This is a genomic window from Haloferax mediterranei ATCC 33500, from assembly GCF_000306765.2.
Taxonomy (GTDB): Archaea; Halobacteriota; Halobacteria; order Halobacteriales; family Haloferacaceae; genus Haloferax; species Haloferax mediterranei.
This window is the reverse complement of the sequence record NC_017941.2, coordinates 835,609-858,776: the sequence shown is the minus strand read 5'-3', so window position 1 is coordinate 858,776 and position 23,168 is coordinate 835,609. Positions and strand designations below refer to the sequence as shown.

The 23,168-nt window shown below is 54.7% G+C and carries 24 protein-coding genes; 5 read left to right on the top strand and 19 right to left on the bottom strand.

What is annotated here, in order from left to right; genetic code table 11:
* Nucleotides 1-744 precede the first annotated feature (744 nt).
* From HFX_RS04355 to HFX_RS04300, 14 genes are all read right to left on the bottom strand, one after another.
* Entirely contained in the window at nucleotides 745-1,695 is a 951-nt protein-coding gene (locus tag HFX_RS04355) for a DUF4268 domain-containing protein (RefSeq protein ID WP_004057306.1), read from the bottom strand.
* Between the two features lie 136 nt (nucleotides 1,696-1,831).
* Nucleotides 1,832-3,367 (bottom strand): hypothetical protein, encoded by a 1,536-nt coding sequence (locus HFX_RS04350; protein ID WP_004057308.1) that lies wholly within the window; start codon nucleotides 3,365-3,367, stop codon nucleotides 1,832-1,834.
* Nucleotides 3,368-3,639: 272 nt separating this feature from the next.
* Nucleotides 3,640-4,029 (bottom strand): hypothetical protein, encoded by a 390-nt coding sequence (locus HFX_RS04345; RefSeq protein ID WP_004057311.1) that lies wholly within the window; start codon nucleotides 4,027-4,029, stop codon nucleotides 3,640-3,642.
* A 223-nt stretch (nucleotides 4,030-4,252) separates the two neighbouring features.
* The gene (locus HFX_RS04340; protein ID WP_004057313.1) at nucleotides 4,253-4,570 is read right to left on the bottom strand and encodes a hypothetical protein; all 318 of its coding nucleotides are present in this window, start codon (nucleotides 4,568-4,570) and stop codon (nucleotides 4,253-4,255) included.
* 132 nt (nucleotides 4,571-4,702) lie between these two features.
* Nucleotides 4,703-5,047, bottom strand: a complete 345-nt coding sequence (locus HFX_RS19600) for a hypothetical protein (RefSeq protein WP_137685661.1) — start codon at nucleotides 5,045-5,047, stop codon at nucleotides 4,703-4,705.
* Between the two features lie 288 nt (nucleotides 5,048-5,335).
* Nucleotides 5,336-5,938: a hypothetical protein gene (locus HFX_RS04330; protein WP_049963729.1), complete on the bottom strand. Its 603-nt coding sequence runs from the start codon at nucleotides 5,936-5,938 to the stop codon at nucleotides 5,336-5,338.
* An 83-nt stretch (nucleotides 5,939-6,021) separates the two neighbouring features.
* Nucleotides 6,022-7,059 (bottom strand): hypothetical protein, encoded by a 1,038-nt coding sequence (locus tag HFX_RS04325; protein ID WP_004057320.1) that lies wholly within the window; start codon nucleotides 7,057-7,059, stop codon nucleotides 6,022-6,024.
* Between the two features lie 108 nt (nucleotides 7,060-7,167).
* Nucleotides 7,168-7,296, bottom strand: coding sequence for a hypothetical protein (locus tag HFX_RS19065; protein ID WP_231512911.1), 129 nt, complete (start codon nucleotides 7,294-7,296; stop codon nucleotides 7,168-7,170).
* 116 nt (nucleotides 7,297-7,412) lie between these two features.
* Nucleotides 7,413-7,565: a hypothetical protein gene (locus HFX_RS20280; RefSeq protein WP_004057322.1), complete on the bottom strand. Its 153-nt coding sequence runs from the start codon at nucleotides 7,563-7,565 to the stop codon at nucleotides 7,413-7,415.
* Nucleotides 7,566-8,213: 648 nt separating this feature from the next.
* The gene (locus tag HFX_RS19595; protein ID WP_014732199.1) at nucleotides 8,214-9,053 is read right to left on the bottom strand and encodes a hypothetical protein; all 840 of its coding nucleotides are present in this window, start codon (nucleotides 9,051-9,053) and stop codon (nucleotides 8,214-8,216) included.
* 609 nt (nucleotides 9,054-9,662) lie between these two features.
* Nucleotides 9,663-10,754 carry a hypothetical protein gene (locus HFX_RS04315; RefSeq protein WP_231512912.1) on the bottom strand — a complete coding sequence of 364 codons (1,092 nt, stop codon included), beginning with the start codon at nucleotides 10,752-10,754 and terminating at the stop codon, nucleotides 9,663-9,665.
* Between the two features lie 895 nt (nucleotides 10,755-11,649).
* Nucleotides 11,650-12,048 (bottom strand): carboxymuconolactone decarboxylase family protein, encoded by a 399-nt coding sequence (locus tag HFX_RS04310; protein ID WP_004057326.1) that lies wholly within the window; start codon nucleotides 12,046-12,048, stop codon nucleotides 11,650-11,652.
* 297 nt (nucleotides 12,049-12,345) lie between these two features.
* Nucleotides 12,346-12,540: a hypothetical protein gene (locus tag HFX_RS20680; protein WP_004057328.1), complete on the bottom strand. Its 195-nt coding sequence runs from the start codon at nucleotides 12,538-12,540 to the stop codon at nucleotides 12,346-12,348.
* A 63-nt stretch (nucleotides 12,541-12,603) separates the two neighbouring features.
* Nucleotides 12,604-12,804 (bottom strand): DUF7542 family protein, encoded by a 201-nt coding sequence (locus HFX_RS04300; RefSeq protein WP_004057332.1) that lies wholly within the window; start codon nucleotides 12,802-12,804, stop codon nucleotides 12,604-12,606.
* Between the two features lie 150 nt (nucleotides 12,805-12,954).
* Between HFX_RS04300 and dph5 the strand changes: the two genes are divergently transcribed.
* A complete protein-coding gene (gene dph5 / locus HFX_RS04295; protein ID WP_004057334.1) occupies nucleotides 12,955-13,761 on the top strand; it encodes a diphthine synthase in 807 nt (268 codons plus the stop codon).
* A 38-nt stretch (nucleotides 13,762-13,799) separates the two neighbouring features.
* Here the strand turns inward: dph5 and artA are convergent, their stop codons facing one another.
* The 3 genes from artA to HFX_RS04280 all read right to left on the bottom strand — a co-directional run bounded on the left by artA (nucleotide 13,800) and on the right by HFX_RS04280 (nucleotide 18,540).
* Nucleotides 13,800-14,732, bottom strand: a complete 933-nt coding sequence (artA, locus tag HFX_RS04290) for an archaeosortase A (protein ID WP_004057336.1) — start codon at nucleotides 14,730-14,732, stop codon at nucleotides 13,800-13,802.
* A gap of 249 nt (nucleotides 14,733-14,981) precedes the next feature.
* Nucleotides 14,982-17,537, bottom strand: a complete 2,556-nt coding sequence (locus HFX_RS04285) for an ArtA-dependent S-layer glycoprotein (RefSeq protein ID WP_004057339.1) — start codon at nucleotides 17,535-17,537, stop codon at nucleotides 14,982-14,984.
* 223 nt (nucleotides 17,538-17,760) lie between these two features.
* Nucleotides 17,761-18,540 carry a VOC family protein gene (locus tag HFX_RS04280; protein ID WP_004057341.1) on the bottom strand — a complete coding sequence of 260 codons (780 nt, stop codon included), beginning with the start codon at nucleotides 18,538-18,540 and terminating at the stop codon, nucleotides 17,761-17,763.
* Between the two features lie 136 nt (nucleotides 18,541-18,676).
* On the opposite strand from HFX_RS04280, the gene HFX_RS04275 reads away from it, so the two are divergent.
* The gene (locus HFX_RS04275) at nucleotides 18,677-20,119 is read left to right on the top strand and encodes an MATE family efflux transporter (RefSeq protein WP_004057343.1); all 1,443 of its coding nucleotides are present in this window, start codon (nucleotides 18,677-18,679) and stop codon (nucleotides 20,117-20,119) included.
* A gap of 157 nt (nucleotides 20,120-20,276) precedes the next feature.
* Here the strand turns inward: HFX_RS04275 and HFX_RS04270 are convergent, their stop codons facing one another.
* On the bottom strand, nucleotides 20,277-20,750 hold the full coding sequence (locus HFX_RS04270) for a TIGR04206 family protein (protein ID WP_004057344.1): 474 nt from the start codon (nucleotides 20,748-20,750) through the stop codon (nucleotides 20,277-20,279).
* On the bottom strand, nucleotides 20,747-21,856 hold the full coding sequence (locus tag HFX_RS04265) for an OBG GTPase family GTP-binding protein (RefSeq protein ID WP_004057345.1): 1,110 nt from the start codon (nucleotides 21,854-21,856) through the stop codon (nucleotides 20,747-20,749). The genes HFX_RS04270 and HFX_RS04265 overlap by 4 nt, the downstream gene beginning before the upstream one ends.
* A 213-nt stretch (nucleotides 21,857-22,069) precedes the next feature.
* On the opposite strand from HFX_RS04265, the gene HFX_RS04260 reads away from it, so the two are divergent.
* The 3 genes from HFX_RS04260 (at nucleotide 22,070) to HFX_RS04250 (ending at nucleotide 23,124) form a co-directional block, all read left to right on the top strand.
* On the top strand, nucleotides 22,070-22,273 hold the full coding sequence (locus HFX_RS04260) for a VNG_1110C family protein (protein ID WP_004057346.1): 204 nt from the start codon (nucleotides 22,070-22,072) through the stop codon (nucleotides 22,271-22,273).
* A 45-nt stretch (nucleotides 22,274-22,318) separates the two neighbouring features.
* The gene (locus tag HFX_RS04255; protein ID WP_004057347.1) at nucleotides 22,319-22,684 is read left to right on the top strand and encodes a DUF7541 family protein; all 366 of its coding nucleotides are present in this window, start codon (nucleotides 22,319-22,321) and stop codon (nucleotides 22,682-22,684) included.
* 80 nt (nucleotides 22,685-22,764) lie between these two features.
* Nucleotides 22,765-23,124 (top strand): DUF6684 family protein, encoded by a 360-nt coding sequence (locus tag HFX_RS04250; RefSeq protein WP_004057348.1) that lies wholly within the window; start codon nucleotides 22,765-22,767, stop codon nucleotides 23,122-23,124.
* The last annotated feature ends 44 nt before the right edge of the window (nucleotides 23,125-23,168 follow it).

Genomic DNA, 23,168 nt, shown 5'->3' with positions numbered 1-23,168 from the left:
TGGTTCACAATTCTCTCCACCGGCTTACTTTTCCCGCGAACTCACACGTCGAGCGCCTCGTGTGTTCGATACTCGTGCGCGGGTGAACCCGCGACTGGAGGGATTTGAACGAGGGAGCGACTGCAAGAGGTCCCGCTCTGAGCTAATCTACTCCACCAATGAAAGACACGCGGCACCTGCTTACGATTGCTCTGGGAAGAAAATCAAAGCTATGTTGACCTCATCCGAAATATAAATCGAGTCTTCCAACGTGCTCCGAAATGATTCAACTTCTAATTGAGCCAAGTACAATCATTGACCCGATGAGTGTCGTGAAGAACACTAGAACCACGATCGCTCTCGAGGGAGTTCTTGGCTCAGCGGTTCCTCCAACAGCAACGACTGCGAGCATCCCTGCAATCAGCGCGACGAATAGAGACAAGATGTATATTTTGGAACCTCTAGCTAGATCTGCTCTTTGCGCCATGCACTCAGTTGCCTCTAGCTTGGAATAAATCGGCCGGTAATCGTCGTTGAAACCGACTGAATACAGGGTACGGGTCGTGTGATTCGATTTCGATTCGGGCGTGTTGTTCCGGGAGAAATTGTGGGTGTACAGGCAGTTGACTCGGACAATTCGGACAGCTCTCACAACCGATTAAGTACCCCTCACATCGATATCTCCAGCAAAATGATCACCCGGGAGGAGGTATTCGACGTCGACTCAGCAGCCACCGGCCCAGTCGACGCCAAGGTATGAGGTCATCAAACGAGCCTCTGAACCCGGGGAACGACTACTTCGTGGAACTGTCCTCCCTGTTCCATGAGCCAATTTAGATACGTATCCCACTCTTGCTTATTGGTGAGCTGTGCGGGGCGCGACACCTTGATTTTGCTTCGCTCGTTTCCACCGTGCGTCTCTTCTGGCTCGTCCCAGGATAGCTCGTCTTCGAACTTCGCCTCAATCTCTTCTCGTTCTTTTTCAAGTTGCCAATAAATCTCTGGGTCGTTCTTGATAATGAACCGGGCGTAAATCCTGTCTTCGACGGTGTTGATTGTGAACGAGAGTTTGAACCCAGTCTTCCCGACGGGATTGTTGTACCAATGCTGAGGGTATGCTTTCCGGGCTCTGAGATTCGTTTCTTCGGACTCGATCTTATCTCGGAAAGACGTCCAGAACTCCTCTTGGAGTTTCTTCGTCTCTGTGAGCTCTTTCGGGCTTCGCTTTGCTTTTTCTTTCCACTCACTCGGCTTTTCGATTGGGTTGAGGCGAACTGCAGGATCAGACTCACCAATTCGCCATACCTCCAGCTTGATCGCGAACAAATCGACTCCCTCTCGACTGTTTTCGTTTAGCCAGCGGAGAGCGTCGACGTGCTCATCGTTGAACGACGGAGCGATCCAAACGATGATATCAGCGTCGACGCCCGCTGCATATGCGAGCGATTTCCCGAGATGGTCGTGGTCGGAACTCTCGAGTTGGTTCTCGATGACGACGTTTCGGCGGTCGTCGACGACTTTCGCGAAGATGTCGACATTGTACTTTCCGACACTCTTTTCTTTTTCGACAACCTCTAAGTCCAACCCAAGGACGTTTTCCAAGTGAGATGGTGTCTCCGCTCCGATCTGCTTCGCAAGCCACGGAGTGAAATCATCCTCTTCGTGTGCCCAGTGCTCCCGGACATCTTGAGATTCGAGTGAGGCGAATTCGGGCATATATCAGAGATTCGAAGTAGTTGTTGATAACTGTCACCCGAATTAGGGTCGTCACATCACCGTAGGAAGCCTCACGCTTCAGTCAACCGGTATGGTAATTTCGTACTGATAGGTCTCGGTAACCCCCGACGTGCGATCATTCCGCTCCTCGATGTATCGTCACCTCGTACGCCTGTCCGTTAAACACGAACCGTCGCATCTCGTTGTCGTAGCCGACGACCGACTCAGCAACGTGCTCGTCCGTCCTGAGAACGACTGTGTCGATGGACTCGGAAACGTAGGCGAGCGTGTTCCTGAATCCTCGGTACCGTGGGCGCATGACCTGTTCGGGAATGATTGACTCGTCAGCCGTGTCCGCCTCCGTGAGTGTCAGCGTCGCCGACGGCGGATGGGTACCGTCCTCGTACTTCGGGGATGTGACGGTCATGGTTGTTCCCGATTGGGTTGCCGTGACATCTTCCGTCGGGACCACCGTCACGGAGTCGCCGAGCAGGTCAACCAGTGCTGCGCTCTGGTCGGTGTGTCGGCCGTAGCCAACGACAACCGCGTACCGACCGCCTCCGAGGTATCCGACGTTCCGGCCGGCCGCTCCACAGGACTCGAGACAGGAGAGTGCGTCCCCATGGTAGGCGTTGAGCGTCCACGTCTCCGCCCCACCGGGATTGAGCCTGCGACAGTCTGAGAAATGCATATTTGGAACAATGTGGTGCCACCGGCCGTCGACGAGCTTATACAGGTTCCAATGCCCACATTCCGTCGTCTGCCTGGATTTATTCACGAACGTGAACGCTACTTGGACGGGTAGTGTTCCGCGCTCTCTGCTGGGGCGGACAAACGTTGTGGTAGTTGCATCCGCCTCGTGATACCAGGCCGTCGTCTCCTCGGTCGAGAGCGGTGGCAGCGATGTCCCTGCGAACCGAGACTGGGTGTTTGGGCCGGGATTGTCCGTGTCCCATACTGCGAGTTGGAGAACTGAATCGTCGCTACCACGGAACTCATAACTCCCGGTCGGTCGGCCCTTCCCGACACCCTCGGGTCGACCGACGACGACGTATTCGCCGTGGATTGTCTCGCCGGGGTCGAGTCGAACCTGCTCGGGTAGCCATTGGTCGATGCCGTCTGCGAGTCGCCAGTATCCGTCGGAAGACAGTTCGACCTGGGGTGGTTCGTCGACGAGGTCGTGGTTCGCCGTCGGTGCGAGGATAAGCCCCACGCGGTAGGTGTAGTCGGAGCTCGGGAGGTTGTCGCCGAATGGACGCGGGATTCGACTGGTGATACGGCCAAACGGCGGCGTCCACTGGATGCGGAACGTGTTTGCGAAGTCGTTCGCATTTTCCAGCGTCGCCGAGACGGTTGCGGGGTGGTCGGTCGTCGCCGGCGCCGTGAACCAAGTGGTGATAATCCCCTCATCGGGTGAACGATACTGCGTCGGCGAGAGACAATACGTGCGAGGAGCCGTCTGCAGATCGACGATGCTTGTCGACTGGAGGTTCTGGGGAGGCCCCTCGGGTGGTGATTGGTCGGTCTCAGTGGGCGTATTCGTATCGGTGGATGATGAGGTGACGGTCTCGGAAGGAGGGGCCGTTGAGTGCTGACTATCGGGACTTAATGGCTTTGAACAACCAGCGAAACCAGTCAGTCCCACCGCAGCGAGGAACTGTCGGCGGCGCATATTCCATCCCAGAGATTGTATAGATAAATACTTGTTTGTGATGAATAGTTCTGCTCTTACAATTTGAGTTGCTTCTATACGAGATTCGCGCCGTCGTTCCGAGTAATTATCGCAGCCGTGGCGAGGAATTCACGTCGGCTCTTTGGGGACATAGATCGACTATCTATCAATTGATGTAAGTTTCTTTCCAGATTTCGCTTGGCCAACTTGCGCTCTACATTCAGCAGGGCCAGAGGCAAAATTCGTCTATAATGGGAATCAATACAGATGACTTAGTTGAATCTGATAACACTTGTTCGCTTCCGATAATCGATGAAATACCCGATGGTGAGCACGATGACAGCAACTGCACTGGCAACGATTAGAGAGATGTGGGAGTCGGCGTGATTCAGGCCGAGATTCATTGCAAGTCCAGTTCCCAATGCACCACCAACGGTGAGGAGTGCTATGATGAAACCGAGTTCCCAAACAATTGCCTCCACTTGGTTTCTAAAGTCTGAATACTGCGTGCTTATCCGAGAGATGGCAATTAAAGCTACAAACACGGGTATGGAAACGAGAACACCAACAACACCCTGCGTTGACGGGGAAGTGGGAGTGAAAGCAGCGATACTAAACCCGATAAGAAGGGCAATAATCACTGTTCCTGTATATGGGACCATACCAGAATAATATTCTTCTACGGACTTAAATAGCGATTCTCTGCCTCAGTTCCGCAGTTGAAGCGCGCCCAGAGGAAAGAAACTGGAAAAACAACAATGACGGCAGACATTTTCACAGCATCGAGCGCAGCAGATCGCTCCGTGATCGCAGCGACGACCTCGCAGCTAGTCCAGACACTATCTATACGCCTTTCGACCCCGGGCTGTCGTCTAAACCCGTAACTTACCACGCTTCTTCGGACATGTGCTGCTTCATCCGCACTAACCGTGCTCTCAACTCCCCACTCGTCGCTCGAAGCAGATTCCGGTCGGGCCACGTGTGAATCGTCAGCCCACCTAGCTCCTCGGCAACCTCTCGAACCATCCGAATCTGCTCCAGTGCGTACTCAACCCACGTGTCCTCGTCGAGTAATGCTTCGAATTGACCAGCCTCTGCTTCGAAGCCAGCATCTCGAAGCGCCTCGACGCACAGCTCGAAGTTCATCCCGCGGGGATTGATCGGCTCGTGGAAGACGACCTCGGGGTCGATAGCAGGAGCCAATTGAGCGCTTCGCGGATATCGTCGCGGTCCATTGTCGGGTACGTGGGAGAGAACGAGACGAAACGACGGATATCGTGCCGGAACGCTTGGTCAAGGACTTCCCACCGAGCCTGCGGCGGTGGTGGATTCGACTTAGTGACTCACGTCGATTATCTGATACTCAGTAAGAACCTTACCGGTATCTTCGTCTTGTATTTCCAGCCAATGATAGCGACCACCGGATTCAACCCGCCACTTTGGGAACACCTCTAGGACAAATTGGAATTCCCTTTCGGACACGTCAGAGCAACTTAGACGAGACTCATCAGGATCGTACTCCTGCTCTGACTTTGGTGTCATTCGGAGTTCAGAGCCGACACCATCTGCCGTGTCAAATACTAAACCAAAGTTATTAGAAAAACGAGATATTTTGACGCGGCCATGAATCACGCTCTCGCCATCCTGAATCAAAGCAAGACCTCGGTTCTTGGCCATCATGTCTGGGTTTCGCTCTTCACCGACCAGATGTGTAGGCGCACACGAGATATCAATACCAAATGGTCGTCCATCAAAGAAGGCATACGTGAGCGAGATAACAAGCCCTACAACGCCAATAATTCGGAGAAGATTCTGTAGCCACGGTTCTAGTGTGAGTCCGGAGATTGTTCCGAAACCAGTCAGACAGAGTGTGCCAATGAACGCTAGATTAGTTTCAGTGTAGTGTGAGATATAATTCCGGAGGAATAATTTGATAGATTCTAGGTAGGATACCTGTCGTCGGCCCATTCACTTCGACCCGTGTAGTATCTCCCGCTCAAATAACTGGATGACAAACTCAGTACCCTGTTCCCAGTCAGACTCAATTTGTAAGGTACCGTGTTCGTAGTGAACAGTAATATTGTTCCCTTGGTGGTTTAATCCTACAATTGCGTTTTCGATTGCGTAGTTACCAATTACGTCCTCTCGAGGGACACCCTCTATTTCGTCATATGGCGTCTCTTTTCCATTGACGAGTACATTAATTTCTAAGATTCGGTCTGCTGACTCAAGAAACCGCCAGAGGGCATCCTCAGCAGCATGCAAATTACGATAGATTCTCTCAATCTGTGGTACTGCGGTCTCGATCTCTCTCACCAACCGTTCCGTAGAGGAGAGGTCAGTCTTGTACTCAACTATAAAGAGATTTGAACCATCCCTGTACTCAAAATCAACATTGATCGACCTCCCAGGAGTGTAACTCGACTCTTCATCGTAGATGAGTGTTCCCTCGTGCTTGTACTGCTCAAATGGGTACCTCTCAACTAGTGGCTTAACTGGTGACGACTCGATATCACTAATCTCGAATGGGCCAGAGTCTCTCTGAACCGGCGGCTCTTCGGGAGGTTCCATCCCAGCCGCCCGACGGAGATTTGTTATGGCCATCTATGCTTAGTTAGCTGTTGGTAATTGATAGACTATATGATTTGGCCTAATTACGGTGCTTCAAATTCGCCTAATCCCGACTGGCGTTCATCATACTCTTCTTGACTACCCTTTTTTCGGTACTCTTCAACAATATCATCTATAGAGAATGTGATATTCACGCCTTGCCTCTTGCACTCGTTATAGATATCCATGAAGAACTCTAGAGGTGGGTATCGGTCCTTCGGATCCATCTGCTTCCATTCGTCGTGCAGGCTCGTAAATAGCCTGAGGAACGCAATGGAGATAGCGATCCTCTCGAAATCAGAGGATCCCGCGATTGCGTGGTCTGCTTTGATGTGAACCCTACCTTCATCTGAGATTCGGGCGCGTACGAACTTATCGCTCAAGCCGAATACGCCTTCAATAGAGACCAGTCCTTTCTGTTGTAACACTCCCATCAGTACGGGTGCAGACTTCGTCACGTCTGTTGAATCACCGACTTTGCTGTGCTTTCCAAAGAAGTCGCGCTCTTCACCAGTAATCTCAGCATCGGTGAGCATACTGATTGACAACTCTCCGGGGAGCTTTTCGTCGTTCTTCTTCTTGGAGAACAACCAAAGGAGGAAGTCCGGGTCAAAGAATAGTTCCTCGATGGATATCAGGTCACGAAATGTATCCTTCAGGAGGCTACCCGCTGCTTCTGCTTTTGTTTTATCGCCCATCACGAACAGGTAGTCAGGTTTAGCCCAGTATGCGTCAAACGTTGAGACACCTGTTAGTGTTGGTCTCTTTCCACTAGCTCCGTTTCCAGACAGGTCAACATCTAATCGATCCCAACGCTCTTTCTGATGTCGGAAGCCGTGAACCTGGCCGAGCAGTTCAGTAAGCGGACCACCAATCTCGCGTTCTTGCTCTATATACTCTTGGAAGGGGATTGTTTGGTACCCTCGACCGGGTACGTCGATTGAGCCACTAGTAAAGTCTTGGAGTTGCTCGTCAACGACGTGATCGAAATCTAGGTCTGCGTCCAATACATTGGTTGAGTAGACACCATTGAAGACTAATCGGCCCCCATAAGAAAACTCCTCAATAGATTCCCCTCTCATGTACTGTCATGTCACGTCAGGGTGATAAGTATCTTCGCCATTCCGGTAGCGGCGATCAATTGTTGTCTCTGAGGATGTTGTTCCTTTGCTGACTTGGCAAACGTACTCTCAGTAGACGCGTGCGAGAACACGTTGTCGTTTCTTGCAACTACGGCATTCACCGCATGCAGCGTTTGATGCTGTACAAGAGTGAGTCCAGCCCAGAAGTGATTCAGGTGGACTCGCGTCACGAACCAACTCTTCTGTTGTTTTATCGATTGTTGGAACCTTAACTCTAAGATTAGTTTGTATTATATGCCATTAAGTGTATTGTAGATTGATAAGATGGATATGGGCTAAGTTCGACAAGACAGTTACTCGTCTTCGGCGGGCTCCAACGTCGAGGCGTCAAGTTCCTCGTCCAAGTAGGTGAGTCCGTCATCGGAGATCGCGTAGAGTCCACGGAAAAGCCACGTCACCAGCCCGTACTTGGTCAACAGCGGCAGACGATCTTGGGCGTGGCCCATCGACGGCCCGCCAAAGTCTTCGCCAGCACGAGGAGTGAGATTACCATACTCCCGAAGCAGTTCGAGAATTCGGTCGTCAGAGGGGCGTCATCCACTCTGCGCTCTGTCGCATGTCGGAGCTTCAAGCCGGGTCGTCTGTGATTCTCACCAACCGGTCGATAAGCGGTTCGAACGAGATGCTTCGACCCAACGAGGGTTCGTCTGTAACGACATAAAAGGAGGTCACACTCGACCAAATCAGCGTTACACCGACGATTAATGGCAAACCGAGTGAAGTGACCGAAATTGAACGACTATCATTCGGAGGTTCCGACCTTCCGATGATACCACCTTCGAACCGTCCAATGGAATCACTTCCGTTATCAAAATCAACAGAAATGACTATGACATAATTACTACGACCAGTCCAACAGGAGCTAGCAGCATTCCGATGAGTAAAGATAGCATCCACTGGTCAGCAAATAAACCAATTACCGTAAGCTGCATAGAAAATAATAGAATCCCGATTCCTTTGAATACCGTTGTTGAGGCTTGTATAGTTTGTTCTTGGCTCATTATGATACTATTCTAATTCACGAGGTAAATTATCTCGGTTATTGTCTCTAGATTGTACTTAATATGGGGTGGTTAGCGTGAGTGGTTGAGTTGCTAAGCGTCTTTCCCAGCAAAACCAGACTGGGTCCAGACAGTTGATGCAGATGTCGCGAGTTCAACACCGATTCCCCCATTGGGGGGGACAAGGCTAATTGATTTGAGACCACCGTCCGTCAATGCGTTATTATGCTTGTATTCTCCGAATACAGGTGGTTTTGAACTGGCTGTACTTTCGAGGTATATAACCATCACCACGGTTACATCTTTTGGGTACTCTCGTTTCTCCCAAGACGTGTCGACTCTTGCGGCCACACCCGCTTTGCCTGGGTTGTAATCTGAGGCCCTGATAGACCAGTCATAGTCTTCTTTTGCATGTGGACTCACACTGAGTTCGGGTGCTTTGTCTAGGTTATACGCATCACCATTGAATGTAATTCCCATTGCGTCCTCAGCTTTGGTTGCCCCGTATGCTGTCGAGACTACTTCGCCAAAGTGCATACTGAGGGTTGCCCCTATCTGAGATGATGTAGTCCAATAATCTAGTCGGAATTCAGAGTCGCTTTCTGGGTATGAAGCATCCCTGGTTCCAACTTCATTTTCATTAGCCTCGCTTTGATTATAGTCGGATTTGCTGAGCTCGCTTCGGGTAGTATAGACAGTCCCTCCTCCCTGCTCAATCGCACTGACTGCCTTGTCGACCTTACATTCCGCGAACAGTTCCTCTGCTTCTTTAAGCACATGATCGGTGTCCGTTGGTTGTCTTGCTGCACTTCCTACACCAGATACGAATCCCATGGCTGCTACTGTGCTACCCGTCGTCGCTAGGAATTTTCTTCGATCCACACAGAAAACAATACACAGTATATACTTTACATTAACGGTTGACATCTTCATCAAGAGACGATTGGACTGATCTTAGCTTATTAGAACGTTTAATCAGTCGTGAATTATTTTAGTCAAATTGTGGATATTTATTCTTGATTACTCAACTCAGAACAGTTTAAGTCGTGGTTATTCGAATCTCACATTTCCCAATTATCTGTGGGTTTAGCAGACTCTACTAGTCAGTGTCACTGTCTAGTTAAGGAAGTTTGAGAAGCGAACAACCCCCCTCTCACCCCACTTCAACCCAACTAGGGTCCGTCTGTAACCGTCGGGAAGGCGGCGATTACTCGCTGCGCATCGTCCGCTTCAACCCAACGAGGGTCCGTCTGTAACCATGGCCAATCTGGCCGCTATAGAGCTAGTACTGTCGCATCTCACTCAAGTGTTTCCGTCGACCCCCTAATACCCCTCAAACCCCCGGGGGGTCGACGGAAATTCCTGTCCGGCCAATCCGGACACCCCCCCCCAATCTTTTCGCATCCACTATCCACGGCTAACATGCCGTGTCAACTGCCGCTGCCAACCACCAGAAACGACAGTCATTCGCCGTCGTCGTCGAGGTCCAATGTCGAGGCGTCGAAAAACGAGGTGACGACAACAGCGAGTCCTTGAGAACGTTTACTCTGAGATTGTTACTGCCACCGTTTCGGTATCGACGACTTCACCATCTTGGATGAATTTGATTGTGAGTTGGCGGTCCCCTGATGTAACCGTGAGATCCGGATGGAGATATTCAGTCGTGCTTGCTCCCGGTTTGATTTGTGATTCGAACGAGAGTGATTCGGTCGAACTCACGCCGTCGATCTCATACCGAACCGAATCGTACACCAGCACCGAATCCCCAGTATTCTGAACGTCAAGGGTCAGGCCAGAGAGTTCCGAGGTATCGCTGTTATAGTTCCCGAACACGGTCGTGTCCACACTATTGATTTGAGCACTCGGGCCGTCGAACTCTTGACTACTGCTCGCCGTGACAGAATTTCCAGCACTAGTTAGTTCGAGTTTTACCGTCTCCTCGCCGCCATTGCTGATGAACAACGCGGAGCCAGCACCCCAGCCATCGTCCACAATCTCGTACTCTTCGGTCGCATCGCCAGCGAGCGATTGGATAGTCTGACTTTCCTTCACTTCATGACCGTTGACCATCAGGCTTGCAGAGAAGTCGGTGGCAACATCACCGTTGTTCGACAGGGTGAATGTCGCAATAGTGAGCCGCCCATTCTCCCACACGGGAGTGAACGAATCGATACTGAGACTTGCTGAGGAGATTTTACGAGTGAACTCTTGGGTCGTGAACCCAGATGGAGAGTTCGCAATCGCCTGAAGTTGAATTTCTCCCGACGTCTCTGGTTCGTAGATCGTTCCGCTGTAATGCGTAATCTCGTACTGGACGCTCTGACCGGGTGAAATAGACTCGTTGTACGTCGAGGCAAGTACTTCGTCACCACGCTGGATACCCGCCCAGGCTGAGGCCGTGAGGTCGCCTTGGTTTTCGACGGTTACCCATGTCGATTCTAGCGATCCACCATCCCAAACGGGTTCGACGTTCGTGATTGCCAAGTCGGGTCCCTCAAACGTCTTCGTGAACGAACTGGTGAGTTCATCTGCGGATGTAGTGACCGCGACCGAACCGCGGACCTCACCGACTGAGTGGATCGAGACTTTTCCGTAGGACGGAGTGATCGAGAATGACTCCGTCTCACCGGGCATGACCCATACATACGGGCTTGACTGCATTTCCGAGTCTCGAGCGTTGACGACCGCCTCAGAGATCTGCACGGGGAAATCACCGTTGTTGTTCACCGTCACATTGACTCGCTGAAGTGTGTTCCCTGACCAAGCTGCTTCCGTAGTCGTGATTGTGGGTGACGCACCTTCGTAGGAGGCAGTCTCTGTCGACTTTGTCTCACCACCCTGCTGGAGGATAATTGTGTAATTTCCCGGACGGGGGTCAACGAGACTGAACGCCGCCACTTCTTGATCCGGTTCCAGCGTCGTCTTTTGGATCACTTGGCCGGACGGTCCTTCAAGGAGAGCGTCTGAATAGTCGTCTACGGTGTAGTTGAACATCAAGAGCGGCTGATCCTCATACTCTCCAAGCCGAAGGTCGGATACGGTTGGACCGCTACCCAAGCCTGTCGCGTCGAGTGCCGCCCCGCAACCCGCAAGGGGTGCGAGTATCAGGAGAGTAGAAAAGGCGACCGCGAGTCGTCGAGTGTCTGCGTCCGCTTGCATTGATAATCCCAAATATCGGAGCAGTGTCTTGAATCTGTGGAGAAAATATCTAAATTGATAACTTCAATCGTCCTGTACTAGCAATAGGTCCGAAAAGACGTCCCATGTTCGTATCACACAATTTCGAATTTTGGATTGACTTCGGCCAATCCGGACACCGCCCTCCCAATATTTTCGCACCTACTATCCACGGTTAACATGCCGTGTCAATCCCAGATACCCACGACTCAAGACGACCTGCCAAATATAGCCGACCCTCGAGAGCGTCATAGAATAATTCGAATGGCGCATGCTTACTTGGAGAGACGGAATTGGCTCTGCAGACCCGAATGAGGTTACAGGTAAAACCGACCGAGTTGGATCGGTTGGTTCAGTCGTCTGCTGTTGCCTCTTGCTCTTTGATGTACTCGACCATCTCAGTTGTTTCGTTGACAAAGTCGTCTATGTCAACTTCATTTCCGTGGAGAATGGTCGAGAAGTACTGTGTATTGCTAGCGAGGTTGACAGCCTCTGTGAGTTCGTCCTCTGTGACGTCCTCCATCCGTGCGTCTTCTTTGTGGAAGTGGGTGCAGTAGGGGCACTTGATAGCGGCCGCTACACCAACACCGATAAGCGCTTTCTCCCGTGCGGACAGTTCGGTCTCCCCAAATTCGAGATCCCGAACGACTCCCCAACTGTGGTCGCTAGCTGGCTCTGCGAGGTTCTCTATCCAACTTGGTATCTGCCCGAGTTCCTCTTCGATCTCTTGCCGTGTTTGGTTTGACACCATAGTGGTCTCTCGGATTTCGTGAGCGGTTCCCCAGCAGTACGTTGTTCGTGCCGCAGGTCGATTCCGCTCTGAAGTCCATATACATGTTGTTGGGATACAGTGATTAGTGTGACCCATATAACAAATTAGAATGTATAAATAGTTAGTAAATGCCTGACCGAAGACAAGGATTCTCCAGATACTGTGGACATGTGTTTATTTTCATGCCCTTTATAAGATTTGTGTACACTTTATGCTGGAGTTTGTGACCTACCGAAGAACGAGGTATGTGAAGAGTTATACGACTCCCTTGAACCCTCACCAAACCTCCAATTCCTCTCTGTCATCGGCAACAATTTTGATGACCTTCTCGGAGGGAATCAAAAGCAATCCCCACGGGTCCTGTGCAACCAACCATGCCCCGTGTTCCGCGGAATATTTGAGGTTGTCCGGGTCTTCGACGACTTCTTTTTTGTGGCCATTTGGGCCGTCACGCCAGACTGTGATAGTCATACAATGTGATTGGTTTCCTTTCTAATAACTTTGAGACATGCAAACATCCCACAAGGAGTTTTCTTACCGGTCAGAAACCCCACATACTCCTGCTTCCGCTCCCATCCTCTCGACACCCGGAGCGACTCGATCCAACTCCCAGATGGGGTCGTGTCCCGTTTCCTCGCGGTGTTCTTCGATTCGAACGCGGGCCGTTGCGAGTTTCGAGAACGCCTCTTCGAGTCCGCAGGTAGGACAGGTGACTGTCGCTCGGTGGTCCGCCATTGTCTGAGCAGAACACAGCACGCGAGATAATCCCGTCGGGTCCGTTCACTTCGCAACAGCTCTCACTCGTCGACGCACGGCAATATCGTTCGGCTTCTTCCCTCGACGGAAGGTCACGCCGCTTATGACCGCCCACGACAGAGCACAGGCATGCTCACCTTCATCGGTCTCGGTCTGTACGACGAACGTTCGGTTACGGTCGAGGGACGAGAAGCCCTCGCTGACGCCGACCGTGCATTCGCGGAGTTCTACACGAGTCACCTCGTCGGTGCGACCGTCGAAGACCTCGAAACCTACCACGACATCGATATCGAAGTTCGCGACCGTGCAGGTGTCGAACAGGACCCTGAAGAGATTCTCGACGCCGCGGAGGACGAACACGTCGTGTTCCTCACCGCCGGAGACACAATGATTTCGACGACACACGTCGACCTTCGACTGCGTGCCGAAGAACGCGGCATCGAGACACACCTCGTCCACGGCGTGACTGCGCAGTCCGCCGCGAGTGGGTTAACCGGTCTGCAAAACTACCGATTCGGCAAGGCCGTCACGCTCCCATTCCCGTATGTCCACGGTGGCGACCCGGTTCCGAAAAGCGTCGTCGATTCACTCGAAGCGAACCGCGAGCGAGGCCTCCACACGCTGGTCTACCTGGACATCAAAGTCGACTGGGAGGGTCGCCGCGGCGTCGAAGTCGAGGGTGACGAGTACATGTCTGCTGACTACGCGGCCGAACTGTTCGCGGAACACTGGGACGGCGATGCACTTGGTGTCGCAGTCTGTCGGGCAGGGTGTCCGAACCCCGTCGTTGCTGCCGACCGCCTGTCCGAACTTGCTGAGCGAGAGTTCGGCGACCCGCTGCACATGCTTATCATCCCCGGCGAGGTCCACCATGTCGAAGCCGATGCACTGACTTCCCTTGGCGGTGCTCCCGAATCACTGTTTGACTACGAGTGAGAGGCCAGTCGAAAACAGCTGCGTAGGCCTTGAAACGGTTATGCTCGACGGTTGTTCGGCGCGTCGAGGCCCAGTTCGCTTTGGAGGTCGTACTCTTCGCCAGTGACCATGTACAGTACGTCTTCGATGATGGTGAGGAGCTCCGGCACCTCTCGGACGACTAAGTACGTGATACCGACGAGTGCGACTACTGCCAGTACCTGACTGATGATGCGGTCGGAGATGAAGAACGACACCATGTACGGGTCCGACGACCCGAACAGGAAGAGAATCTCATCGACGAACAGCTGGAAGTACTGTTTGCCGACCGAGATGGTAATAAACGTCGTTCGGAGCAGGTTTAATGCGTAAATAATCGGAACGGCGATTGCGAGCCCTCGGACCTTGCGTCGAATCGGGGCATCGACGGCCGCGATGAGACCCGCAAAGATGGCGATACTTCCGAGCCCAGTACACGCGAGGACGACGGATATCTCGATGCGGTGTGAACCCTGCATCCACAGGAACGTATTTAGATACCCCTGGTCGCCGGGAATCATCTGCGGTGAGTAGCCGAGTAATTCGATGAGGAAGTTCGTCTGTGCCGCGACGGTCTCCATCAGGATACCACGTGGTGCGGGAATCGTCGTTCCGAAGAGCGTGAGTGCAGGAATCGTCTCGAAGGGGAGGTAAACGACACCCATTGCTGCGACTGCTCGGGAGAGGACAAAGAGGGTGTCGCGTCCGCTGTAGAGAAGCCACCCTGCGTAGAGACACGCCGGGACGGCCGCAATTGTCAGCAGGCCCTCGATGTAGCTCTTGTGTACGAGCGTGAAGTGGGGAATGAGTTGGAGCCAGAAGACAGCAAAGAGTACCCACGCTACGGTCATCACCCGACGACCGAGTTCACGGTTGCGTCCGCTGGCAACCGCGCCGGCAACGAAGGTGGCGATGACTACCCACGCGAGAATATCAGAGAGTAGTCCGGGCATACGTGTGGGAACACGTGGACCCAATAAATCCCTTGTCGTTCCGTGCGTCAAATATGCGAGACCGTTCGTGACGCCAGAATATCAGTGTGAGTGACTGTACTGTCGTAATACAGGGGGAACTCGCGTTGACGTGAGACGAGTGAGCAGCGCGAACACGTGACGAACAGTCGTGGCTGCCGCTCAGCACTCCAGCACTAAATAAAGAAAGTTGAGGGGACCGGGTAGAACCCGGTAGTTAGTTAACGGTGTTTAGTCGCGGCGGACTGCGAGGAGCGCAGCGGCGACGAGTGCGACGAGGGCAACCGAGATACCGAAGCCAGGCGTGCTGGATTCGGTGGTTTCCTCGGTGGCTTCCTCAGTCGACTCTTCGGTCGCAGTTGCCGTTTCCGTGGATTCCTCGGTAGTCGGCTCTTCAGTCGCGGTTGCCGTTTCCGTGGATTCCGTGGTGTTCTCTTCGGTGGTCGTCTCTGCAACAGCGCCGACGATGCCGTCAGCGGTGGCATCTTCAGCGACGCCCTTGTCGACGGAGACGGTCACTTCGAAGGTGTCGTTCAGGTTCTGCTCCGAGAAGTCGAACACGGAGGAGAACGAGCCGTCAGCCTGGACGTAGGCCGTAGACGTCTTGAGGAAGCGCGGCTGCGTGTCACCGTCGGACTTCACGCGGACCGTGAGAGCCGTACCGGGGGAGACAGATGCCGTGCCCGAGACGCTCTGGTTGGCAGCATTCTGGACGCTGAATTCGTCCTTGTCGAGGTTGAGTTCCGGCTTGACGACTTCGAATTCGGCAGAGGTGGACTCGCCGTCGTCGGAGTCAGTCAGGTTGCCGTCCGCGATGACGTGGAACGTCGCGTTGAACGCGTCCTCGTCCTCAACAGTAAGCTGGTCGGCGTTGCCGTCGTAGTTGTCCGTGCGCGAGGCAGAGACGTCGTCCAGATCGTAGACGATGAAGTACGTGTCGTTCTCGCCGTCAGCGATGACCGTGGCGCTGGAGCCGTTGATGCCCAGGACCTTCGGGTCGCGGTTCGGACCGGGGTTCGTCTGTTCGACGGTGAGGTTGAACTCGGTACCGTTGAGCGTGTCGAAGTCCTTCACGTCGAAGGCGCCTTCGAGACCCGTCGCGCTGATCTGGTGGACGACGATGTCGCCGTTGGCGACAGCGTCAGATTCCGTCAGGTTCTCGTTCTCGATTGCCTCGTAGACAGCTTCGGAGTCAGAGAGGTCTTCGCCCGTTGGGGCCGTCCAGACCGTCTGGCTGTCCGTGCTGCGGTCTTCGAGGACGAGCGTCGCAACGTTGTCGGCGTCGCTGCCGGTTGCGACTTCGAGGCCGTAGTCACCAGCGTCGAGGAGATCGCCTTCTGGGATCTCCGTCGTGATGTCGTCGACCGTGTATTCGTCGTCGCTGTCTTCAACGTCGAACGAGGACGACTTCTTCGGTTCGTACGTGTTGAAGAGGAGCGTGACAACGCCGTCGTCGTTACCGTCTTCGACGGTGACGTTCGCGCTGTAACCGAGGTCGTTGTCGCCGACCGTGATGGTGGCGGTGTCAGTACCCTCGAGGGTGACGTTGAGTTCGGCGATGTCGCCGACCTGTTCGTTGACCACGGTGGACGTGAAGTCGGACGTGGAGTCCTTGGCCTTCGTGACGGAGACCGTGTCGGACTCGACAGAGACGCCCGAGTAGGCGTCAGTCACTTCGACCGTGTAGTCGTCAGCGTCGAGCGTGCTGAGGTTGAAGTCAGCTTCACCCTGGCCGTCGAGCGTGATGGTCTGTTCCGTACCGTCGACCTCGTCACCGTCGCTGTCGATTGCGACGACGTCGATGGTGCGGTCGCCGGCGTGAGCCGAGGCCGTACCTTCGAGGCTGTCGGCGGTGGTGATGTTCAGGTCGTCAATGGAGACATCGAGACCGAGGTCACGGACGTCGACTTCAGCGGCGGACTCGTTGCCACCGATGTTGAAGTCGTAGGAGTCGATTTCCTTGCCGTTGGTGTCGAAGATGAAGACCTGGCTGTGATCGCCAGTGGAACCAGCGAACTGGTAGTTGTTGTCGTCGCTAGTGCCCTCGACTTCGACGGAAACGCCCGTCGAGTCGGTGAGGACTGCGACTTTCGAGCCCTTGTACGCCGTGTTGTTGGAGTTGTTGGCGACGTAAACGGGCGCGAAGGTGACATCTTCCGTGCCGGAGACCGAGTTACCGGAGGTGTCCGTCACGTCGTATTCGACTTCGAGGTCGTCCGTGTAGACCTGCGAGAGCGTGGCGACGAGCTGACCCTTGTTCTTGGAGATGCTCTGCGTCAGGTTCGAGTCGCCCTTCGTGACGTTCAGGTCGTTGACGGTGACCGTCTCGTCGAAGGCAACTTCGACCACGGGCGTACCGTCGTCGTAGTGAACCGCCGAGGTGACCTGCGGTGCTTCGGAGGCCGTGACGGTGAGAGACACGTTCTCATCAGCGACCGTCGAACCAGGCGTGGTGGAACCCTGGTAGGCGGAGACATTGTAGTCACCAGCCTCCGCTTCAGCGAGGTCGAAGTCGATGGTGGTCGAAGAGGCGGTTTCATTGATTTCACCGGACTCGAAAACGCCGTCACCGTCGTCGAGCCAAACGGTATAATCACCCGAGCTGCCGTCGTCAGTGAGAGACACCGAGACAGAAGCTGAAGAACCAGCTTCAACGGTGTCACTGCCAACGGAAACGTCAGTAACAGTCGCAGCAGCCGTACCCGTGAACGCGATGGACCCGGCAAAAACCGAGAATACCATCAGCGCAGCGAGCAGGACCGCGCGGATTTGTTTGTTGCTTGTCATTGTTATAGATGGATCTACAAGTGGCGAAATAGCTTTCTGCCCACAGGCCCGGGGGTAGGAACGGGCTAGGGATTACTCGCTGAGATCACCTTGGGTAGGGGTACGAAACCGAGTCACGGGAGACACGGTAAATACTTTGTGGAATGTCTTAGTAGCCGGAGCGTCACGAACTGAGAGTTGTCAATAAAATATTAGCTTCGAGAAGTTACCAGTGGTTGAACATTTACTCCGGCGTCTCGAAGTCGTCGGGGAGAATTTCGATCTCGTGCCCGTCTGGATCTTTGGTGAATGCGAACATGTCGTCGCAAGATTCGGGGTCACGGTACTCTTCCGCTTCGCGCTCCATGAGCGTCTCCCAGTATTCGTGGAGGTCGTCAGCGCGCACAGCGAGGTGTCCCCACGCGTCGCCCATATCGTAGGTTCGGCCGTCGTAGTTGTAGGTGAGTTCGACCGCCATCGCCTCCTTTGCTGCGCCTTCGGGCTTTACGAAGTAGTTTGCGAAGGTGTCTGACTCCCAGCGACCGGTGTGTTCGTACTCGAACTTTCGAGTCCAGAAGCCGAGTGCTTCGTCGGCGTCTTCGACGCGAACCATCGTGTGGTCGAGACTCCACTTGGCACCGTGGTCTCGCTTGACGATTTCGACTTCGTGCCCGTCGGGGTCCTTGACGAACGCGTAGCGGCCGCCGCAGGACTCAGGGTCGCGGTAGTCGTCGACGCCTTCGTCCATGAGCTGCTGGTACGACGATTCGAGTTCGTCTTCGGGAACGCGAACGGCGATGTGTCCCCAGGCATCTCCCATCTCGTAGGTGTGGTCACCGTGGTTGTAGGTGAGTTCGAGGACGGCACCCTCCTCGTGGAGGTCTTCGGGACCGAGATAGACGTTGGTGAACGTATCGGCTTCCCAGCGACCTTTCTCCTCGTAATTGAGGTGGGCCGTATACCAGTCGAGCGCCTCCTCGAGGTCTTCGACACGGAGCATTACGTGGTCGAGAGTTCCGGACATACCCAACAGGTGTGACGCACTGGCGAAAAAGCGTACCGAACGCGGAACTCCCCGTCCATGGTTGGCACGGGGTGTTTACCCAGGGATTTAGTTCGTTACGTGTCGCATAAGTACTCAGCGCGATTACGATTCGGCTGTGCTCCCGGTCCCCAACCCTGTCCGACTCCTCATCCTTGGTATCGGACTCGCGCTCTCCCGAGTTGGCCTGCTTAACCGTGAGCGTGCAGTCCGGACTGTCGACCTCGCGTGGCCCCGCATCGTCACCGGTATCGCCCGCATGTCGAAGAACGCTGTCGACGTGGCGATGGTTGGTATCGCATCGGGAACAGTTGCAATTACTGGGGTCGGGTTCGCCGGACCGTATTGGGGACTCGCATTCGCCCTCGGCGGCGGCATCGCTGGCGGGACTATCGCGCTCGTCTCGCAACGCTTCGGCGCAGACGCGATTGATGAACTGGGACTTGCAGTTCGGTCGAGCGTGCTTCTCACCGTTATTGTAACGCTGCCAGTCACGGCCGTCTTTTGGCTGTATCCGACAGCGCTGATTTCACTTTTGAGCAACAACACCGAGGCTATCCAACTCGGGGCAACCTACCTCCGAATCGTCGGTCTCGGCGTTCCATTCGCCGGACTGAATCTCATTGGCAGTCGCGTGCTCGTCGGGACCGACGACGCATACACGGCGATGATTCTTCGCGCGAGCGGCGCAGTCGTGAACATTGGTCTCAACGCAGTACTCATCTTCGGCCTCAATCTGGGCGTCAAAGGTGCAGCACTCGGGACGGTTCTCTCCAACGTTGTCGTCACTAGCGCGTTCATCATCGGACTCTCACAAGGGTCGCTTCCAGGCGTCGGCGAGTTCCCCGTCACCATCGACCCCTTCGGCGAATTTCTTGATTTCAGTACCCTCGTCGACCTCATTACAATCGGTGTTCCCGTAATGGGTCGAGGACTCGTCTGGACCGTCGCGGAGTTCCCGATGCTCGCCATCCTCGATAGCTTCGGTCCGAATGTGGTTGCGGCGTTCGTCATCGTCCGGCGTATCTGGGGGCTGATGAACACACCCGGATGGGGCTTCGGACTAGCATCTTCGAGCCTCGTCGGACAGGCACTCGGCAAAGATGACGAAGAGACCGCCGAATCCTACGGACGGGAGGTGATTCGATTCGCCGTGGCGACCTACGTCGTCTCCGCGGTTCTCGTCGCTCTGTTTGCCCGCCCGATTGTCCTCGGGTTCGTCAAGAATGCAAGCGACCCAGCGGTGCCGATTGCCGTCAACTTGGTGTACGTCGCCTGTTTCGCCGTCATCTTACAGGGAGTCTCCGGCGGGGCAGCGGGGCCGCTCGACGCCAGCGGAGACACCGCGTGGACGTTCGGAAGCCAGTTCGTCGGCATGTTCCTCTGTTCGATTCCGCTCACGTACATCGGGTCTGTGACTTCACTCGGAATCACCGGACTCTATCTGGCGTTCGTCGCCGAGACAACGATTCCAGCAACGTTGAACTACTATCGCTTCCGGACGGGAACGTGGAAAATCGTCAGTAGGGGCTACCGACCCGAGGCTGTCGCAGACGACTGAAGCGTGTCGCTGGGGCTTGGTCACCTGTTTTATCTTAGCCGCTTGCTTTCAGCCAGTTTCATCCTGTCGTCTGCGTCTTCCTTTGGACTCAAAACGTACGGTGACAACGTAGTGAGAAACTCGCGTACCCGCGCGTGGGTCTCACATTAACCGTCGATTACGAATCCGACGCAACCGTGTGCGACCGATAGAGGTAGGCTGCAACAGCCCACAAAGCGAGTGTCCCGACCGGCCACGCAGTTCGACCCGGTTGAACGGAAAACCCGCGAGCGACCTCTAGTTGCGTCACGCCTGCGAGTACGAGACCGGCGACCGTGATTCGAATATCTGAACGTCCGAAGACGTACCCGGAAACGACGCTCCCAAGCGAGACGAGATAACAGACGACGCCGAGAGGCCACGCGAGGATGTAGTCGGGGAGTCCAACCGTGAAGCGAAAGAGGAAGTCGATAACCGTTGTGACGCTCAGCGTGGACGGCGTAACGAGTCCCCAGGGGAAAAGCAGCGTTGCTGAGCCAGTCGCAAACGTCTGAACGGACCAGGGGACGAACCCGAGGACAAAGACGAGGAGTAGTTCGGTGTACCGTCGAACGACACGTGCGTTGGATTGTTCCGACGGATTAGTCGTCACCGCTGGGCGATGATGCGAAGCACGTCTTCGTCCGCCAGTACGTGGTCACGCCCGACCTGTTGGTCGTCGTGTTTCGCACTTGGCCCAGAGACGCGAGCGAACCGGAAGCGTTCGTCGAGTTTGGCCCCTAACTTGTGAATCGCGTCGTCGATTGTGTCTCCTTCGCGGAGGATAAGCGGTTCCTCGTAATCGACGCCGCGTCCGGGTTTGTCCATGTAAATTCGGATAAGGCCGAGCGCCTCCCAAATCTCGTCTTTCAGTGCGTCGAGTCCCTTTTCGGCTTCGGCGCTGATGAACGTCACTTCGTCGGGGTCGAGACCGACCTCGCGGAGGTTCTCCTCGACCGTCGGGAGGTAGTCCTTATCGATGAGGTCTGCCTTGTTGACGGCGACGATAGACGGCAGGTAGACGCGGTTTTTCATGATACCGTCGACGAGCTCGTCGATGGTCGTCTCACCGCGGAGCGTCACTTCGGCGTTGACAAAGCCGTGCTCGCGGAGAATCCCTTTTATCGTGTCCTCTTCGAGGTCGACGCTGTCGCTTTTCGTCACTCGAATCCCGCCTTTTCCTCGCTTCGTGATAGAGAGGTTCGGCGGCGACGTATCCAGTCGAATCTTGTTGTTATAGAGTTCCGTTTGGAGTCGCTCGTAACGCTCTATCTCGAACACCGAGAGCATGAAGACGACGAGGTCGGCGGTGCGGACGACAGAGAGAACCTCCTTACCGCCACCACGGCCACCGGCAGCGCCTTCGATGAGGCCGGGAACGTCCAGTATCTGGATGTTCGCACCTCTGTACTTCAGCATTCCCGGGTTCACGTCGAGCGTCGTAAACTCGTACTCGCCGGTCTCACTGTCCGCGTTGGTGAGCGCGTTGATGAGCGTCGACTTACCCACGCTGGGGAATCCGACCAGTGCGACTGTCGCGTCGCCGGTTTTCTCGACGGCGTATCCTTGGCCGCCACCGGCTGAACTCTGGTTTTCGAGTTTCTCTTTCAGTTCCGCGAGTTTCGCCTTGAGCCGACCGATGTGCGCCTCAGTCGACTTGTTGTACGGCGTATTAGATATCTCCTCGCGGATATCTTCGATCTCCTCCTCCAGTCCCATCGTTAACAGTTCCGCCGCGTCCGTCGAAAAACCCTTTCCTTCCGACCCGCAGATTCGTACCGGAAGAAAAAACCGAACACGTACCGACAAACTTCGACACTATCGGCCGTTTAGCCATCATCGACGTGAGGAAAATGGGATTAATTCATACGCGTGCGCCGAAAAATATCGGCACGATTATACATAACGCATCCGACCGCCCGATAAAGACCGATGCCGGACCCCAGGACGCTCCGCGATAGCACCCAAATCGTGCTTCCGTGCGCGCTTCTGGATAGTATACGCGACGAGATCGAAGCCGAGTTCGTCGTTACTATCCATGCCCAAACTGAAGAACTGTGCCGAATTATCGGGAGTCCGGTCGAGATTCGGGCGGTGAGCGACTTTCTCACCCGTCAGGGTATCTCACTCCGGTAGCCACCGTTCCGAAGGGCTTGTTACGACACAGCCCAACGGCCCTGTATGGACGAAGCGCCGGGACTCTCCGACCAGTACCGCACGGCCAGTCCGTGGCCAGTGTTCATCGCACTCGGTATCCCTATCTCCGAATTGGGTCTCCTTTTCGGCCTGTTCCCGCTCGCCGTCGGAGGCCTCCTCTTGTTCGGAGGAAGTGTCGTCGGCATGCTCAGCGAATCCGGATACGTTGGGTCCACAATGCGGGCATTAATTGGGTTTTCCGTCATCTTGTTTGGGTTCGGGGCGGCACTGGCGTTCACCGACATCAACCTCGTCGCACGTGGGTACGCAGTGATTACTGCGGCGGCATTGCTCGTCTTTGGCGGCGTAGTCTTCGAGTTGTTCGTCCGTGAGCAGCGACAGGACATCTAAGCTTAACTTTACGTAGTGGTCGCCGTCAGTCGAACGAGAAACCAACAATCTATTTGAACGGCGTCCCCCAGTGTCTCGATATGGGAACCAAGACGTTCGACAAGGACACCATCCTCGACTTGACGGTCAACATGGTGCCGTTAGTCATCATCCTGTTTTTCGTGGTGGCTTTCGCTCTTGTCAACCCGTTCGGGTTCGAATCGCTCGCTTCAGGACTTCAGTACGGACTCCTCGTCACGCCGTTTGTTCTCTTGGCGGTGCTCACGTACCTCTCGGGGAAAGCAATCGTTGGCGCGGAGCAGTCCGGAACCGTCTACCCGCCGGGCCAAGCGACGGTCCCCGGCGTCGGCCCGCTCCACGAAGAGGAAGCGGCGGAAGCCGCCGAACTGGAAGAAACTAACGAAGCGGACGCAGTCGAAGCGGCGGAAGAGACGGCTTAAAACACCTCGAATCGCAGGGCGGTCCCGAATCTTTCATTACCCTG